Annotated in this window: 15 protein-coding genes; 6 read left to right on the top strand and 9 right to left on the bottom strand. The window is 67.0% G+C overall.

Going from position 1 to position 15,533, the window contains the following annotated elements; all coding sequences use genetic code 11:
- Positions 1-166 precede the first annotated feature (166 nt).
- Positions 167-1,120 carry a helix-turn-helix transcriptional regulator gene (locus tag AC07OD_RS06555; RefSeq protein WP_218294871.1) on the bottom strand — a complete coding sequence of 318 codons (954 nt, stop codon included), beginning with the start codon at positions 1,118-1,120 and terminating at the stop codon, positions 167-169.
- 94 nt (positions 1,121-1,214) lie between these two features.
- Here AC07OD_RS06555 and AC07OD_RS06560 point away from each other — a divergent pair, with 94 nt between their 5' ends.
- Entirely contained in the window at positions 1,215-1,823 is a 609-nt protein-coding gene (locus tag AC07OD_RS06560; RefSeq protein WP_218294870.1) for a glutathione S-transferase family protein, read from the top strand.
- Positions 1,824-1,849: 26 nt separating this feature from the next.
- On the opposite strand, the gene rng is transcribed toward AC07OD_RS06560, so the two are convergent.
- From rng to AC07OD_RS06595, 7 genes are all read right to left on the bottom strand, one after another.
- Positions 1,850-3,337 carry a ribonuclease G gene (rng, locus tag AC07OD_RS06565; RefSeq protein ID WP_218294869.1) on the bottom strand — a complete coding sequence of 496 codons (1,488 nt, stop codon included), beginning with the start codon at positions 3,335-3,337 and terminating at the stop codon, positions 1,850-1,852.
- A gap of 144 nt (positions 3,338-3,481) precedes the next feature.
- The gene (locus AC07OD_RS06570; RefSeq protein ID WP_218294868.1) at positions 3,482-4,096 is read right to left on the bottom strand and encodes a Maf family protein; all 615 of its coding nucleotides are present in this window, start codon (positions 4,094-4,096) and stop codon (positions 3,482-3,484) included.
- Positions 4,097-4,193: 97 nt separating this feature from the next.
- Positions 4,194-4,661: a 23S rRNA (pseudouridine(1915)-N(3))-methyltransferase RlmH gene (gene rlmH, locus AC07OD_RS06575; protein WP_005798500.1), complete on the bottom strand. Its 468-nt coding sequence runs from the start codon at positions 4,659-4,661 to the stop codon at positions 4,194-4,196.
- Positions 4,662-4,734: 73 nt separating this feature from the next.
- A complete protein-coding gene (gene rsfS / locus AC07OD_RS06580) occupies positions 4,735-5,616 on the bottom strand; it encodes a ribosome silencing factor (RefSeq protein WP_218338491.1) in 882 nt (293 codons plus the stop codon).
- Positions 5,617-5,821: 205 nt separating this feature from the next.
- A complete protein-coding gene (gene hemF / locus AC07OD_RS06585) occupies positions 5,822-6,790 on the bottom strand; it encodes an oxygen-dependent coproporphyrinogen oxidase (RefSeq protein ID WP_218338490.1) in 969 nt (322 codons plus the stop codon).
- Positions 6,791-6,928: 138 nt separating this feature from the next.
- The gene (gene purD, locus AC07OD_RS06590) at positions 6,929-8,206 is read right to left on the bottom strand and encodes a phosphoribosylamine--glycine ligase (protein WP_369642546.1); all 1,278 of its coding nucleotides are present in this window, start codon (positions 8,204-8,206) and stop codon (positions 6,929-6,931) included.
- A 115-nt stretch (positions 8,207-8,321) separates the two neighbouring features.
- The gene (locus tag AC07OD_RS06595; protein ID WP_218294864.1) at positions 8,322-9,041 is read right to left on the bottom strand and encodes a YebC/PmpR family DNA-binding transcriptional regulator; all 720 of its coding nucleotides are present in this window, start codon (positions 9,039-9,041) and stop codon (positions 8,322-8,324) included.
- An 80-nt stretch (positions 9,042-9,121) separates the two neighbouring features.
- Here AC07OD_RS06595 and AC07OD_RS06600 point away from each other — a divergent pair, with 80 nt between their 5' ends.
- From AC07OD_RS06600 to upp, 5 genes are all read left to right on the top strand, one after another.
- On the top strand, positions 9,122-10,645 hold the full coding sequence (locus AC07OD_RS06600) for a helicase HerA-like C-terminal domain-containing protein (RefSeq protein WP_218294863.1): 1,524 nt from the start codon (positions 9,122-9,124) through the stop codon (positions 10,643-10,645).
- Between the two features lie 190 nt (positions 10,646-10,835).
- Positions 10,836-11,642: a glycine-rich domain-containing protein gene (locus tag AC07OD_RS06605; protein ID WP_492245329.1), complete on the top strand. Its 807-nt coding sequence runs from the start codon at positions 10,836-10,838 to the stop codon at positions 11,640-11,642.
- 151 nt (positions 11,643-11,793) lie between these two features.
- A complete protein-coding gene (locus AC07OD_RS06610; protein ID WP_218294861.1) occupies positions 11,794-12,639 on the top strand; it encodes an enoyl-CoA hydratase-related protein in 846 nt (281 codons plus the stop codon).
- 163 nt (positions 12,640-12,802) lie between these two features.
- Complete coding sequence (locus tag AC07OD_RS06615) at positions 12,803-13,795, top strand: threo-3-hydroxy-L-aspartate ammonia-lyase (protein WP_494595753.1); 993 nt, start codon at positions 12,803-12,805, stop codon at positions 13,793-13,795.
- 169 nt (positions 13,796-13,964) lie between these two features.
- On the top strand, positions 13,965-14,594 hold the full coding sequence (upp, locus tag AC07OD_RS06620; RefSeq protein ID WP_218294859.1) for a uracil phosphoribosyltransferase: 630 nt from the start codon (positions 13,965-13,967) through the stop codon (positions 14,592-14,594).
- 91 nt (positions 14,595-14,685) lie between these two features.
- Here upp and AC07OD_RS06625 read toward each other — a convergent pair.
- Positions 14,686-15,533 (bottom strand): calcium-binding protein (locus tag AC07OD_RS06625; RefSeq protein ID WP_494595756.1); only part of this gene is annotated, 848 nt, incomplete at its 5' end.

The raw sequence follows: 15,533 nt of genomic DNA on the forward strand, positions 1-15,533 counted from the left end.
CCTTGTCGGTTGATTCCATGCACAGAGCGTAAATTGTGGTGCCGTATCCAGCAATCGGGGGGCATGCAGTTGACTCCTGCAACGGGTGCAGCAGTTGCCAGGAAGGGCCCGGCTCTGGTGGCCGGAGCGGGATCGGCCATCGATGCCTGCCACAGCCCCCAAAGGCTCATGCCGTGCAGCGCAACGCCCGCTCGCCCGCCACCCGCAGCCGCTCCTTCAGCGATGCCGGCGCGAGCACCTCGAATTCGACATCGAGCGCCATCAGCCAGTAGACCAGGGAGTCATTGGCCGCGCACTCCAGCTGGCACCGCAGCCCCTTGCCCAGGGTGGAGACCACGCCCGCGGACTTGGGAATGCGGCGCGACATCACCGCATACGGCGCATGCAGCACGACGCGCGCCTGCTCGGCGTGGTGCGGCGCCGAGATGGAGCGCGCAACGTAGCCCTTCAGATCGCCGCCGTCAGGCGAGGCCCGGGGCGCGAAATGCGCGCCCACCTGGGGGTCGCCCACGATGCGGTCGATGCGGAAGGTGCGCCAGTCGGTGCGCACCCGGTCCCAGGCGACCAGGTACCAGCGCTCGCCGGTGTGCACCACGCCTTGCGGCTCCACCTGGCGCTGTGCGCTGCGGCCCTTGCCGTCCTCGTAGCTGAACTCGATGCGCAGCTGGTCGCGGCAGGCGGACGCCAGCGTGGCCAGCAGCGATGCTTCCACCACCGGTCCGGTGCGGTCCAGCGGCAGGATGGCCGAACGCAGCGCGTCCACGCGTTTGCGCAGGCGCGCGGGCATGGCCTGCTCCAGCTTGACCAGCGCCCGGAGCGCGGGCTCCTCGATGCCGCCCACCGCGCCGGCCGTGGCGGTGCGCAGCGCGATCGACACGGCCAGGGCCTCGTCGTCGTCCAGCAGCAGGGGCGGCAGCGCCTGTCCGGCGCGAAAGGCATAGCCGCCGGCCACCCCGCTGCTGGCATGCACAGGGTAGCCCAGCTGGCGCAGGCGGTCGATGTCGCGCCGCAGGGTGCGCGGGTGCACCTCCAGGCGCTCGGCCAGTTCTGGCCCCATCCAGTGGTTGCGCGTCTGCAGCAGCGACAGCAGGCGCAAAAGGCGGGTCGATGACGTGAGCATGGTGCGACTGTACTTTTTATTGAGGACCGAAACTGTCCGCAATGGAATCTACAGTGGCACCACCTTTTCTTCCACCACCACCAAGGAGTTTTCCATGTCCATCGTCCTCTACTGGCACCCCATGTCCAGCGCCAGCCCCATTGCCTGCGCCCTTGCCGAACTGGGCGTGCCCCACGAGCGCGTGAAGATCGACATCCGCACTGGCGAGCAGCGCCGCCCGGAGTACCTGGCCCTCAACCCCAACGGCAAGGTGCCCACCCTGACCGTGGACGGCGCCCCCATGTTCGAGGCGCTGGCCATCCACCTGTGGCTGGGCCACCGCTACGGCATCGAGCGGGGGCTGTGGCCCGCCGCGGGCACGCCAGAGGCGCTGCAGGCCCTGTCGTGGTGCGTCTGGGCGTATGTCACCTACGGCACGGTCCTGGTGCGCCTGCAGGTGGCCACGCAAGGCGACGAGGCCCTGCGCAGCCCCGCGCACGCCGAGGCCGCCACCCGGGGGCTGAACGAACTGCTGGCGCTGCTGGATGCACGGCTGGCCGCGCAGCCCTGGATGCTGGGCGCGGACTACTCGCTGGTGGACCTGGTGGTGGGCTCGGTCCTGGGCTACAGCGTGTACCTGGGTGCGCCCGTCAACGCACACCCCCACGTGCAGGCCTGGCTGGCGCGCGTGCAGGCGCGTCCGGCGATGCAGATCGAAAGCTGAGCTGGCGGCGAAAAAGGCGGCCAGGGCTAGAGCAGCACGATGTCGTACTGCTCCTGCCCCATCGCGCTTTCGGACTGCAGCGAGATCGGCTTCTTGATGAAGTCCGAGAGACCGGCCAGGTGCTGACTTTCCTCGTCCAGGAACAGCTCCACCACCCGCGGCGAGGCCACCACGCGGAACTCGCGCGGGTTGAACTGGCGGGCTTCGCGCAGGATCTCGCGCAAGATGTCGTAGCACACGCTGCGCGCGGTCTTCACGCTGCCCTTGCCCTGGCAGGCCTCGCAGGGTTCGCACAGCATGTGGGCCAGCGATTCGCGGGTGCGCTTGCGCGTCATCTCCACCAGGCCCAGCTGCGAGAAGCCGCCCGCCATGGTCTTCACGCGATCGCGGCCAAGCTGCTTTCGGAACTCCGCCAGCACGGCCTGCTGGTGGTCCTCGCGCACCATGTCGATGAAGTCCACGATGATGATGCCGCCCAGATTGCGCAGACGCAGCTGGCGCGCAATGGCCTGCGCGGCCTCCAGGTTGGTCTTGAAGATGGTGTCGTCGAAATTGCGCGCGCCCACGTAGCCACCGGTGTTCACGTCGATGGTGGTCAGCGCCTCGGTCTGGTCCACGATGAGGTAGCCGCCGGATTTCAGATCGACGCGCCGGCCCAGCGCCTTCGCCACTTCCTCGTCGATGGAGTACAGGTCGAAGATCGGGCGCTCGCCCTTGTAGTGCTGCAGCTTGCCGGCGGCGGCGGGCATGAACTCCACACCAAACGCCCGCAGCCGCTGGAACTGCTCCATCGAGTCGAGCCGGATGGTCTGCGTGTGGTCGCCCACCAGGTCGCGCAGCACGCGCTGCAGCAGGTCCAGGTCCTGGTGCAGCAGCGACATCGCGGGCAGCTTGAGCGATGCCTCCTTGATGCGCGCCCAGGTCTTGCGCAGGTAGGCGATGTCCTCCGCCAGCTCGGCGTCGGTCGAATCCTCTCCGTTGGTGCGCAGGATGAAGCCGCCGCCACCGCCCGTGGCCTTGTCGCCCACCAGCGCCTGCAGCCGCGCGCGCAGCGCATCGCGCTCCGCGCCGGGGATTTTTTGCGACACGCCCACATGGTCGTCCTGCGGCAGAAACACCAGCAGGCGCCCGGCCACGCTGATCTGCGTGGACAGGCGTGCGCCCTTGGTGCCGATCGGGTCCTTGATGACCTGCACCATCAGCGACTGGCCTTCGAACACCTGCTTTTCAATGGGTACCTGCGGCTCGTTCTTGCGGGCGAATGCCGGCGGCTCGCCATCGGGCTGGCGTTGCCACACATCGGCCACGTGCAAAAAGGCCGCGCGCTCCAGCCCGATGTCGATGAAGGCCGACTGCATGCCCGGCAGCACGCGCGAGACCTTGCCCAGGTAGACGTTGCCCACCAGGCCGCGCTCCAGCGTGCGCTCGATGTGCAGCTCCTGCACGGCGCCATGCTCCACCACGGCCACGCGGGTTTCCTGGGGCGACCAGTTGATCAGGATGTCTTGTTGCATGGCTTCTTCTTTTCTGAAATCGGTCGCGTTCTTGCTGCTGTTGGAATCACCGGGGCGCTACGCCAGGGCCGCCGGGGAACTGGCTTTGCCAGGCCCCTGGCAGCATCCCCCTGGGGGGAAGGCGCCGCAAGCGACTCAGGAGGGTCATATCTGAAACCCGGCGGCGCGCAGGAGTTGCGCTGTCTCGTACATCGGCAACCCCATGATGCCCGAATAGCTGCCAGCCAGGTGCTCCACATAGGCAGCAGCCCGGCCCTGAATACCGTAAGCCCCGGCCTTGCCCAGTGGCTCACCCGTGGCCACGTAGGCATCAATCTGCGCGGGCGTCATGGCGGCGAAGGTCACGCGCGACACCGACAGCGCAGAAAGGCGCCTGGGGCCCACCTGCAGCGCCACGGCGGTGAGCACGCGGTGCTCGTGCCCTGCCAGTTCGGCCAGCATGCGCGCAGCGTGTTGTGCGTCGTCGGGTTTTCCGTAAATCGTGCGGCCCAGGGCCACGGTGGTGTCGGAGCACAGGATGGGCGCATCCGGCAAACCCCGGCGCGCGCGCCGGGCCACGGCGGCATCCAGCTTGAGGCCGGTCACGCGCTCCACATAGGCCGTGGGCGCCTCGCCGGGCAGCACCGCCTCGATGGCCTCGGCGTCTTCGGGCTCGTCGCCGTCCACGTTGGGCAGCAGCAGTTCGTGGCGCACGCCCAGCTGTTCGAGCAACTGGCGCCGGCGGGGGCTCTGGGAGGCAAGGTAGATGAAGTCGGGCATGAACGGATTTTGAGAAGAAAACCGGCTCTAGCGCTTATCCATCAAGCGCTAGCAGCTATAAAAAATATAGTATTTCGCCCGCACGCCGATCCAGCCCTCACTCGCGGTGGTAGGGGTGCCCGGCGTTCACCGACCAGGCGCGGTACAGCTGCTCGATGAGCAGCACGCGCACCATGGCGTGGGGCAAAGTCAGGTCCGAGAGGCGGATGCGCTCGTGCGCGCCCTGGCGAAACGCCGGATCGAGCCCGTCCGGGCCGCCGATGACCAGTGCCACGTCGTCGCCACCCAGCTGCCAGCCCTTGAGCCGTTCGGCCAGGGCCTTGGTGGTGAGGCTGGTGCCGCGCTCGTCCAGCGCCACCACGCGCGTGCCGCGCGGGATGGCCGCCTCGATGCGCTCGCGCTCGGCGGCGTACAGCGTCTCCAGGGTCTTGGAGCCGCGCGGTTCGGTCTTGACGGCCTTGAGTTCGACCTTGAGTTCGGGCGGAAAGCGTTTGGCGTAGTCGTCGTAAGCCGTTTGCGCCCAGTCAGGCACCCGCTGCCCGACCGCCACGATAAGCAGCTTCATGTGATGTGCACCTGGGGTTCAGAGGGGGCGCCGTGCGCAGGCGTAGCGGCCAGCACACAGCCCCGCCCACGCATCAGCCCTTGCGGGCTGGAGCCTTCTTGGCCGCGGGCTTGGCCGCTGCGGCGGCGCCAGCGGTCCTGGACGCCGGCTTGGCGGCGGCGCGCGCAGGCGCCTTGCCCACGGGGGCCGATGATTTCTTGGCTGCGGGCTTTTTCGCGCCGCCTGGCTTCACGACCACGGTCTTGACGGGTGCCTTGGGCGCTGCAGGCTTCCTGGCGGCTGCCGTGCCGGCAACCTTGCCCGCGGTCTTGCTGGCGGGTTTGGCGGCGGGCTTGCCAACGTGGGTCTTCGCAGCCGGCTTGGCGGCAGCAGACTTGGCCGGCGCAGCCGCGGCAGTCTTGGCGGCGGTCCTGGCCACGGCCTTCACCGTGGCCTTGCCGGAACGGGCCGCCACGGTGGGCGCCGCCGTCTTTTTTGCAGGCGCCTTGCCAGCGGCCTTGGCGTCGGATTTCGCCGCCTTCTGGGCCGACTTCTTCTCGGCCAGCTCGGTGGCCGCGCTGGAGACCGGCTTGGCCGCGCCGAGCTTCAGGCGCACGGGCGTGTCGCCCCACAGCTCTTCCAGGCGGTAATACTGGCGGATGGCGGGCTGCATGATGTGCGCCACGGCGGCACCGCAGTCCACGATGATCCATTCGCCGTTGTCTTCGCCCTCGATGCGCGGCTTGGTGAAACCGGCTTCCTTCACCGCGTCGCGCACGCTCGCGGCCAGGGCCTTGGTCTGGCGGTTGGAGGTGCCCGATGCCACGATCACCCGTTCAAACAGCGGCGAGAGATGCTCGGTGTTGAAGACCTGGATGTCTTGCGCCTTGACGTCCTCCAGGCCATCGACGATGGCGCGCTGGAGTTTGGTGACGTCTTTCTTGGCGGCGGTTTCCGATTTGGTGGAGGTGGTCATCAGGCGGTGAATAGAGAGGGAATGGAATCAATATAGCGTGCAACGCAGCGCACAGCCAGCGGGCTGAGCCTTGGGTGTTGCGCTGGTGTTGTGCTTTGGCGCTGCAGCAGTTTGAGGTGTTTTTGGCCTCTTGCGCTGGTGTGAAAAGCGCGGGCAGCTATTGAAATTATAGCTTTTGCGGTGTTCACACCCTTGGGACCGGCTTTCAGGCGGTGGGGGCGGCACCTTCGGCAAGCCAGTCGCGGCGCACCAGGAACCTCTGCAACAGCGCCGCCTCGGCCGAATCGGCGGCATCGGAGCGCTGGTACGACCACGACACCAGCGGCGGCATGGACAACAAAATGGACTCGGTGCGCCCCCCCGACTGCAGGCCAAAGTGGGTGCCCCGGTCCCACACCAGGTTGAACTCCACATAGCGGCCCCGGCGGTAGAGCTGGAAGTCGCGCTCGCGCTCGCCAAACGGCAGGTTCTGGCGCTTCTCCACGATGGGCAGGTAGGCCTTGAGGAAGGCGTCGCCCACCGACTGCGTCATGGCCAGGCTCTGGTCAAAGCCCAGCTCCGAGAAGTCGTCATAGAACACCCCGCCCACGCCACGCTGCTCGCCGCGGTGCTTGAGGTAGAAGTATTCGTCGCACCACTGCTTGAAGCGTGGGTACTTGTCGTCGCCAAAGGCGCTGAGCGCATCGCGGCAAGTGCGGTGAAAGTGCACCGCGTCTTCCTCGAAGCCGTAGTACGGCGTGAGGTCCATGCCACCGCCAAACCAGCAGGTCGGCGCCTGCCCCGGATGGCCCGCCGCGATCATGCGCACATTCATGTGCACGGTAGGCACATAGGGGTTGCGCGGGTGGAAGACCAGCGACACGCCCATGGCCTCGAACGGCGCACCGGCCAGCTCGGGCCGGTGCTGCGTGGCCGAGGGTGGCAGCTGCGGGCCGCGCACATGGCTGAAGCCACAGCCCGCGCGTTCGAACACCCGGCCGCCCTCCAGGATCTTGGTGATGCCGTCACCCTGCAGCGGCTCGCCGGGCGGCTTGCTCCAGGCATCGGCCAGAAAGCGTGCACCACCCTCTCCTTCCACGGCCTCGAGCGCATCGGTGATGCGCGCCTGCAGGCCCTGCAAGTAGCTGCGTACAGTCGCCACGGTCGTGGCCGGATTCAATCCAGGTTGTTGCATTTCAGTTGTCCATTGCCATCGGCGCCATGCGCTGCCGGTAAAACTGGCGCGGCCCAGGCCAGGGACGCCCAGCAAGGGCCGCCTCCGCGTGGGCGTCGTCCCCTGCGGGGAAGGCGCCGCAGGCGACTCAGGAGGGGGCTATTTCACCGCGCGGAAACCAATGTCGCGGCGGTACTGCGCGCCATCGAACTGGATGCCACGCGCCACGTCGTAGGCACGCTGCTGCGCCTGCTTGACGCTGTCGGCCAGCACCGTCACGCACAGCACCCGGCCACCGGTCACGCTGACCACGCCGTCTTTCAGCTGCGTGCCCGCATGGAACACCATGGCATCGTCGGCCTCGGCGGGCAGGCCGGTGATGGGGTCGCCCTTGCGAGGGTTCTCCGGGTAGCCGTGGGCTGCCATGACCACGCCCAGCGCGGTGCGGCGGTCCCATTGCAGCTCCATCTGGTCGAGCTTGCCATCGGCCGCGGCGGCCATCACATCGCTGAAATCGCTCTTGAGGCGCATCAGGATGGGCTGGGTCTCGGGATCGCCCATGCGGCAGTTGAATTCGAGCGTCTTGGGGTGGCCCTTGGCGTCGATCATCAGCCCGGCATACAGAAAACCGGTGTAGGGAATGCCGTCCTTTTCCATGCCCCGGATGGTGGGCAGGATGATCTCGCGCATGGCGCGGGCGTGCACGTCGGCCGTGACCACGGGCGCGGGCGAGTAAGCCCCCATGCCGCCGGTGTTGGGGCCTTCGTCGCCGTCTTTGAGGCGCTTGTGGTCCTGGCTGGTGGCCAGCGCCAGCACGTTCTTGCCATCGCACAGCACGATGAAACTGGCTTCTTCGCCTTCGAGGAATTCCTCGATCACCACGCGCGCGCCACCTTCGTTGTGCGTCACGCCGTATTTGTTGTCCACGAGCATGAAGTCCACGGCATCGTGGGCCTCCTGCAGCGTCATGGCCACGACCACGCCCTTGCCAGCGGCCAGGCCGTCGGCCTTGATGACGATGGGGGCACCCAGGCGGTCCACGAAGGCGTGGGCGGCGGCCGGGTCGGTGAAGGTGTCGTAGTCGGCCGTGGGAATGCCATGGCGGCGCATGAAGGCCTTGGAGAAGGCCTTGGAGCTTTCGAGCTGCGCAGCGGCCTTGGTGGGGCCGAAGATGCGCAGGCCGTTGGCACGGAACTCATCGACCACGCCGGCGGCCAGCGGCGCCTCGGGGCCTACCACCGTCAGCGCGATCTTCTCGGCCTGCGCCCACACGCGCAGCTCGCGCACGTCGGAGATGGCCACGTTGTCGAGCTTGGGGTTCAGCGCGGTGCCGCCGTTGCCGGGCGCCACATACACCTTGGTCACCTTGGGGGACTGGCTCAGTTTCCACGCCATCGCGTGTTCACGGCCGCCGCCACCAATCACAAGTACTTTCATAGGAGCCTTTGGTGAACCCGGCCCGCAGCACCGGGCTGCGTGGCGGGGTTCGGGGAAATATCAGTCGGAAAACAGGTCAGCGCAAGAAAAAATCGGCGATCCAGGGGCGCAGAGGTCAGAGCGCGGCGTTGTGGTAGACCTCTTGCGTATCGTCCAGGTCTTCCAGCACGTCCAGCAGCTTTTGCATCCTGGCGGCGTCGTCGCCGGTCAGTTCAATGGTGTTCTCGGGCCGCATGGTCACGCCCGCCACCTCGGCAGTGAGGCCCGCCGCCTCCAGCGCGTTCTTCACGGCCTCGAAGTCGGCCGGAGCGGTCAGCACCTCCACGGCGCCATCATCGTCGGTCACCACGTCTTCGGCGCCCGCCTCCAGCGCCACTTCCATCACCTTGTCCTCGCTGGTGCCAGGGGCAAAGATCAGCTGGCCGCAGTGCTTGAACTGGAACACCACCGAGCCTTCGGTCCCCATGTTGCCACCGTGTTTGCTGAACGCGTGTCGCACTTCGGCCACGGTGCGCACCCGGTTGTCGGTCATGGTGTCGATCATGATGGCCGCGCCGCCAATGCCATAGCCTTCGTAGCGGATTTCCTCGTAGGTCAGGCCTTCGGCGTTGCCCGTGGCCTTGTCGATGTTGTATTTGATGCGGTCGGCGGGCATGTTGGCCGCCTTGGCCTTGTCCACCGCCAGACGCAAGCGGGGGTTGGCAGACAGGTCGCCGCCGCCCGAGCGGGCAGCCACGGTGATTTCGCGAATGATGCGGGTCCAGATCTTGCCGCGTTTTTCATCCTGCCGCCCCTTGCGGTGCTGGATATTCGCCCATTTGCTGTGTCCTGCCACGAGAGATCCTTTTGTATTGATTTAATCTACTGAGCGCGATTTTACTTTTTGCCGAACCTGTACCCCCGAGGAAACCCCAAATGGCCGAACCCCTGCTGATTGCCAAGCACGACACCATCGAATGCCACCTGCTTCCAGGGCTGGCCAACCGCCACGGGCTCATCACCGGCGCCACCGGCACGGGCAAGACAGTGACCTTGCAGACCCTGGCCGAGAACTTCTCGCGCATCGGCGTGCCGGTGTTCATGGCCGATGTGAAGGGCGACCTCACGGGCGCCAGCCAGCCCGGCAAGATCGGCGACAAGCTGGCCGCCGTGCTCAAGGAGCGCGGCCTTCCCCTGCCCGCCCCCCTGGCCTGCCCCACCACGCTGTGGGACGTGTTCGGCGAACAGGGCCACCCGGTGCGCGCCACCGTGTCCGACATGGGCCCGCTGCTGCTGGGCCGCATGCTCAACCTCAATGAAACCCAGCTGGGCGTGCTCAACCTGGTGTTCAAGATCGCCGACGACAACGGCATGCTGCTGCTGGACCTCAAGGACCTGCGCGCCATGCTGCAGTACGTGGGCGACAACGCCAAGGAGTTCACCACCGAATATGGCAACGTGAGCGCCGCCAGCGTGGGCGCCATCCAGCGCGGGCTGCTGCAGATCGAGCAGCAGGGCGGCAGCGAGTTCTTCGGCGAGCCCATGCTCAATATCCAGGACTTCATGCAAACCGTCGATGGCCACGGTGTCGTCAATATCCTGGCGGCCGACAAGCTCATGAATTCGCCGCGGCTGTATGCCACCTTCCTCTTGTGGATGCTGTCGGAACTGTTCGAGCAACTGCCCGAGATCGGCGACCCCGAGCAGCCCAAGCTGGTGTTCTTCTTCGACGAGGCCCACCTCCTGTTCAACGAGGCGCCCAAGGTGCTCATCGAGCGCATCGAACTCGTGGTGCGCCTGGTGCGCTCCAAGGGCGTGGGCGTGTACTTCGTGACGCAAAACCCGCTGGACATCCCCGACAGCGTGCTCGCCCAGCTGGGCAACCGCGTGCAGCATGCGCTGCGCGCCTTCACGCCCCGCGACCAGAAGGCCGTGAAGGCCACGGCCACCACCATGCGGCAAAAGCCGGGCCTCGACATCGAGACCGCCATCACCGAACTGGCCGTGGGCGAGGCGCTGGTGAGCTTTCTCGATGCCAAGGGCCGCCCGAGCATCACCGAACGGGTGTTCGTGCTGCCGCCCGGCAGCCAGCTCGGTCCCATCACGCCGCAGCAGCGCCAGATGCTGGTGGCCAACTCGCTGGTCGCGGGCGTGTATGAAAAGGTGGTGGACCGCGAGTCGGCCTACGAAAAACTCAAGGGCCGCGCGGCCGAAGCCAGTGCCCAGGCGCCAGCCAATGGCAGCAAAGGCACGCCCGCCAACACGGAAGACAGCGGCGGCGGCCTGATGGGCGGGCTCAACGACGTGCTGTTTGGCACCACCGGCCCGCGCGGCGGCAAACGCGATGGCCTGGCCCAGACCATGGCCAAGTCGGCCGTGCGCACCATGGGCACCTCGCTGGGCAAGGAGATCCTGCGCGGAGTGCTGGGCAGCATCTTCGGCGGCAGCAAGCGCCGTTGACCACGGGCGGGGCGCAGATTCCCGCCCCTGCCCTGCGTCCCCGGCGCGGCACTGTCGCCGCGGCTGCAGCAGGGTGGTGATGGTGCGGCGGGCACACCAGCCGTGCCCCCTGGCGACACCACCCGAAGTGTCATCAATCGGTCACAAAACCGCCGTGAAATCGCCACACAACAACAAAAAAGGAGGGACGATGAAACGCATCGACAACATGCTGCTGTGGTGGGCAAGCAAGGTCGTGCCGCTGGCGATTGCCGTGTGGGTGGTTGCCATCGCCGGGCTCCTGGGCGGCGCCTGGCGCCTGCGCTGGCCCTGGCTCCTGTATTTCCTTGCCACGGTCATCATCACGGCCCTGGCGATCCAGTGGACCCGCGCGGTGCGCCAGCGCACCATCCGCGAAGCCCCCCTGCCCCGCTTTCTGCAGCGCAAGCTGCGCGAAACCTACCCCCACCTGAGCACGCGCGACTGCGAGCTGGTGGAGCGGGGCCTGCGCCAGTTCTTCATGGCCTGCCTGCGCGGCAACAAGCAGTTCGTGGCCATGCCCTCCAAGGCGGTCGACGTGCTGTGGCATGAGTTCATCCTGCACACCCAGGCCTACAAGCACTGGTGCCACCATGCGCTGGGCTTCTTCCTGCACCACACGCCCGCCGAGGCGCTGGGCGCGAAGGCCCGGCACAACGACGGCCTGCGCCGCTGCTGGTACTGGGTGTGCAAGGAGGAATCCATCGACCCCAAGGCCCCCAGCCGCCTGCCCCTGCTGTTCGCGCTGGATGCCAAGTTCGCCATCCCGGGCGGCTTTGCCTACGTGCCTGACTGCTCCGACATCGCCCGCAAGAGCGATGCGGGCGGCAGCGGCGGCGACAGCTACTGCGGCACCAGCTTCTCGGACGGCGGCTACAGCGGCAGCTCGGGCGACTTCGGCGGCGCCGACAGTTCGGATGGAGGCGGGAGCGACGGCGCAGGGGATGGCGGCGGCTGCGGCGGCGGGGGCGGCGATTGACGGGCCATGCCACGGCCGTCTGCCACCCTCGTGCAAATGCTCCTCATTTGATAGCTATTGGCGCTTGATAGATAAGGGCTTGAAGCCAGAATCATCCAAAGTCACCCAGGCGACGACACTGCCGGGGCCTGCGGGTCTACAGTGGCACCCCATGAACAAGACCCTCACCTGCTTCAGCCTCGGCATCTCCCAGCATGTCGCCCACCTGGTGATGAACCGGCCCGAGGCCATGAACACCATGCACCCCACCTTCTGGCGCGAGCTGGACGAGGTGCTGGCCCACCTGCAACAGGCGGGCGAGGCGCGTGCGCTGGTCATCAGCAGCACGGGCAAGCATTTCAGCGCGGGCATGGCGCTGGAGACCTTCGGCGGCGCCATCACCATGGACGACCAGAGCCCCGAAGGCCGCGCCGCCATCTTCGACCTGCTCACCGACATGCAGGCCACCTTCACCCGCATCGAGAACCTGCGCATTCCCGTGATCATGGCCATCCACGGCGGCTGCATCGGCGGCGCGGTGGACATGGTGACGGCGGCCTGCGTGCGCTACGCCACGGCGGATGCGTTCTTCTGCATCCAGGAAATCAACATCGGCATGGTGGCCGACGTGGGCACGCTGCAGCGCCTGCCCAAGCTCATCCCGCTGGGCGTGGTGAAAGAACTGGCCTACACCGGCCGCCGCCTGGGCGCCGCCAGGGCCCTGGGCCACGGGCTGGTCAACGAGGTGTTCGACACGCAGGAGGCCATGCTGGCCGCCGCCCTGCAATGCGCCCAGGAGATCGCCGCCAAGCCCCCCGTCGCCATCTGGGGCACCAAGCAGGCCGTGAACTACGCGCGCGACCACAGCGTGGAAGACAGCCTGCGCCAGATGGGCTGGCTGCAGGGCGCCATCTGGAGCAACCAGCACGTGCGCGAGTCGGTCACGGCCATGAAGCAAAAGCGCGCGGGCGACTTCCCGGCCCTGGCGCCGCTGGTACGGTTCAGCGAACTGGGCTGAGAGCGCCGCGCCGCGAGACCGGCGCGAAAAGTCAAAATTGATAGCTGCCCGCGCTGACAGGACAACCGGCAGAGGCCTTTTCGGCGCGCGGCGATCGCGTCTGGGGCTATCATGTGGCGAACACGGGCAACCCCTTGCCCGCCCCTGCCCCGAGGACGCCGCCATGACATTGCCCAGTCTGACCCCGCCCACCTACGACGACGTGGCCGCCGCCGCGCACCGGCTCAAGGGCATCGCGCACCGCACGCCGGTGCTGCGCTCCACCACCGCCGACGAAATGCTGGGCGCCCAGCTCTTCTTCAAATGCGAGAACCTGCAGCGCACGGGCGCGTTCAAGTTCCGCGGCGCCTTCAACACGCTCGCCCAGTTCACCGACGAGCAGCGCGAACGCGGCGTGCTGGCTTTCTCGGCCGGCAACCATGCGCAGGCGATCGCGCTGTCGGCCCGCCTGCTGGACATGCCCGTCGCCATCGTCATGCCCGAAGACGCGCCCGCCTCCAAGATGGCGGCCACGCGCGCCTATGGAGCCCAGGTCGTCACCTACGACCGCTACACCGAGGACCGCGAGGCCATCAGCCGCCGCCTGGCGCTGGAGCGAGGCATGACGCTGGTGCCTCCGTTCGACCATCCCCACGTCATCGCGGGCCAGGGCACCGCGGCGCTGGAGCTTTTTGAAGAAGTGCCCGACCTCGACTACCTGTTCGTGTGCGTGGGCGGCGGGGGCCTGCTGGCAGGCAGCCTGCTGGCCGCGAGCGCCCTGGCACCGCGCTGCCGCGTGATCGGCGTGGAGCCCGAAAACGGCAACGACGGCCAGCAGTCGCTGCGGGCGGGGCAGATCGTGCGCATCCCGACGCCGCACACCATCGCCGATGGCGCGCAGACCCAGGCGCTGGGCGAGCTCACCTTTCCCATCATCCGCGAGCGGGTGGAAGACATCCTGAGCGTGAGCGACGCCCAGCTCATGCAGTCCCTGCGCTTCTTCGCGGAGCGCATGAAGATCGTGGTGGAGCCCACGGGCGCCCTTGCCTATGCGGGCGCACACGCGTTCTCGGGTGTCGATGACGGCGGCAAGCTGCTGCAGGGCGAACGGGTGGGCGTCATCATCAGCGGCGGCAATGTGGACCTGGCGCGCTATGCGCGGTTCCTGTCGGATTAGACTCACCCATGCGCCGCGCCGCCGCCGCCAGCCCCAGAGGGCGACGCCAGCGGCCCGCCACGGCCGGCCGCACGGCAGCCCGCAACCCTGACAGTGCCTGCCGCCAGCGCCTCTGTCAGGTAAAAATGCGGGCGCGCCTCTTTCCATCCCCCAAAACACAGGCCCAGCCATGAGCAACGTCACCGTCATCAACCACCCCCTCGTCCAGCACAAGCTCACGCTGATGCGCAAGAAGGACGCCAGCACCAACAGCTTTCGCCGCCTGCTGGGCGAGCTCAGCACGCTCATGGCGTACGAAGTCACGCGCGACATGCCCCTGCAGGACGTGCAGATCGAAACCCCGCTGGAGACCATGACCGGCCAGGTGATCGACGGCAAGAAGCTGGTACTGGTCTCCATCCTGCGCGCGGGCAACGGCTTCCTCGACGGCATGCTCAACGTGGTGCCCGGCGCCCGCGTGGGCCACATCGGGCTGTACCGCGACCCGGCCACGCTGCAGCCGGTGGAGTACTACTTCAAGATGCCGTCCGAAATGGACGAGCGCGACATCATCGTGGTGGACCCCATGCTGGCCACCGGCAACTCGGCCGCCGCCTGCGTGGACCGCCTGAAAAAACTCAATCCCCGCTCCATCAAGTTCGTGTGCCTGCTGGCCGCCCCCGAAGGCGTGGCCACGCTGCAAAAGGCCCACCCCGACGTGCCGATCTTCACCGCCGCCATCGACCGCGAACTGAACGACCACGGCTACATCCTGCCGGGGCTGGGGGATGCGGGGGACCGGATCTTCGGCACCAAGTAGGGCTGCATTGCCAGCCAGATCGGCTGGCTGGCACTCAACCAAGCGAGAGAAAGACGCGCTCCATGGAACAGCCACACCACGGAGCTCTAACTCATTGCCAATTCACCGCCGGTGTGCCTAGTGCTGCCTGCTGATAAGCACTGGCGATAGCGCCATTTTTCTCCATTCCAGCAGGGGGAGCAAATGAAGCCATGGCGCTCAGAAGCTGATTGACCTGGCTGTCCAGCAAGCCATCCTGCGGTGCGAGGGGCATCATTTGGGCATCCACGGCAAAGGGCTTCATTTCTGCGGCCCAGGTTTCGCCAAGCAATGCATAGGGTTGGGTGCCGCCAAGGAAAATCACCTCAGCGCTATCAGTCCACGCGGCTGCGGGTGTGTATCCGGGGTGCGTGTCGCCAACAGATACTTGCTTAGGCGGGGCACTCAACTGCGCCTGTATCGCTGCCAGGTCCCACACGGTGCCGTCTTCAAACCGCACCTCCTGCACCGGGTTGTAGCTGTTGGTGGGCGTGTTCTGGCTAAAGAAGTACTCCAGCCTCACCACGTCCGTCGTGCCCGCAATGCCCAGCACCAGCGCATCCACCGAACGGGTCACCCGCACTTCGCTGGCAGCAACCCCGGCCTTTAAGCGCAGCACGTTGAGCTTGCCTGCCGTGGCATCGTTCATTCCATAGATCGTGTCGCTGCCATCGCCCTTGCCAAACAGGTACGTGTTGTTGCCCAGGCCACCGTTCATCGTGTCGTTGCCCGCGCCACCATCGAGCGTGTCGTTGCCCGCCTCACCCGACAGGCTGTCGGCGCCAATACCGCCGGTAAGCGTATCCGCCCCATCCCCCCCGCTCAGGGTGTCTTTGCCATCATCGCCCAGCAGCACATCGTTGCCGGCTTCCCCATGGAGGGTGTCATCCCCCAGGCCGCCACTGATGCTGTCATCGCCAC

The sequence above is a fragment of the Acidovorax sp. GW821-FHT10E03 genome (assembly GCF_059415205.1).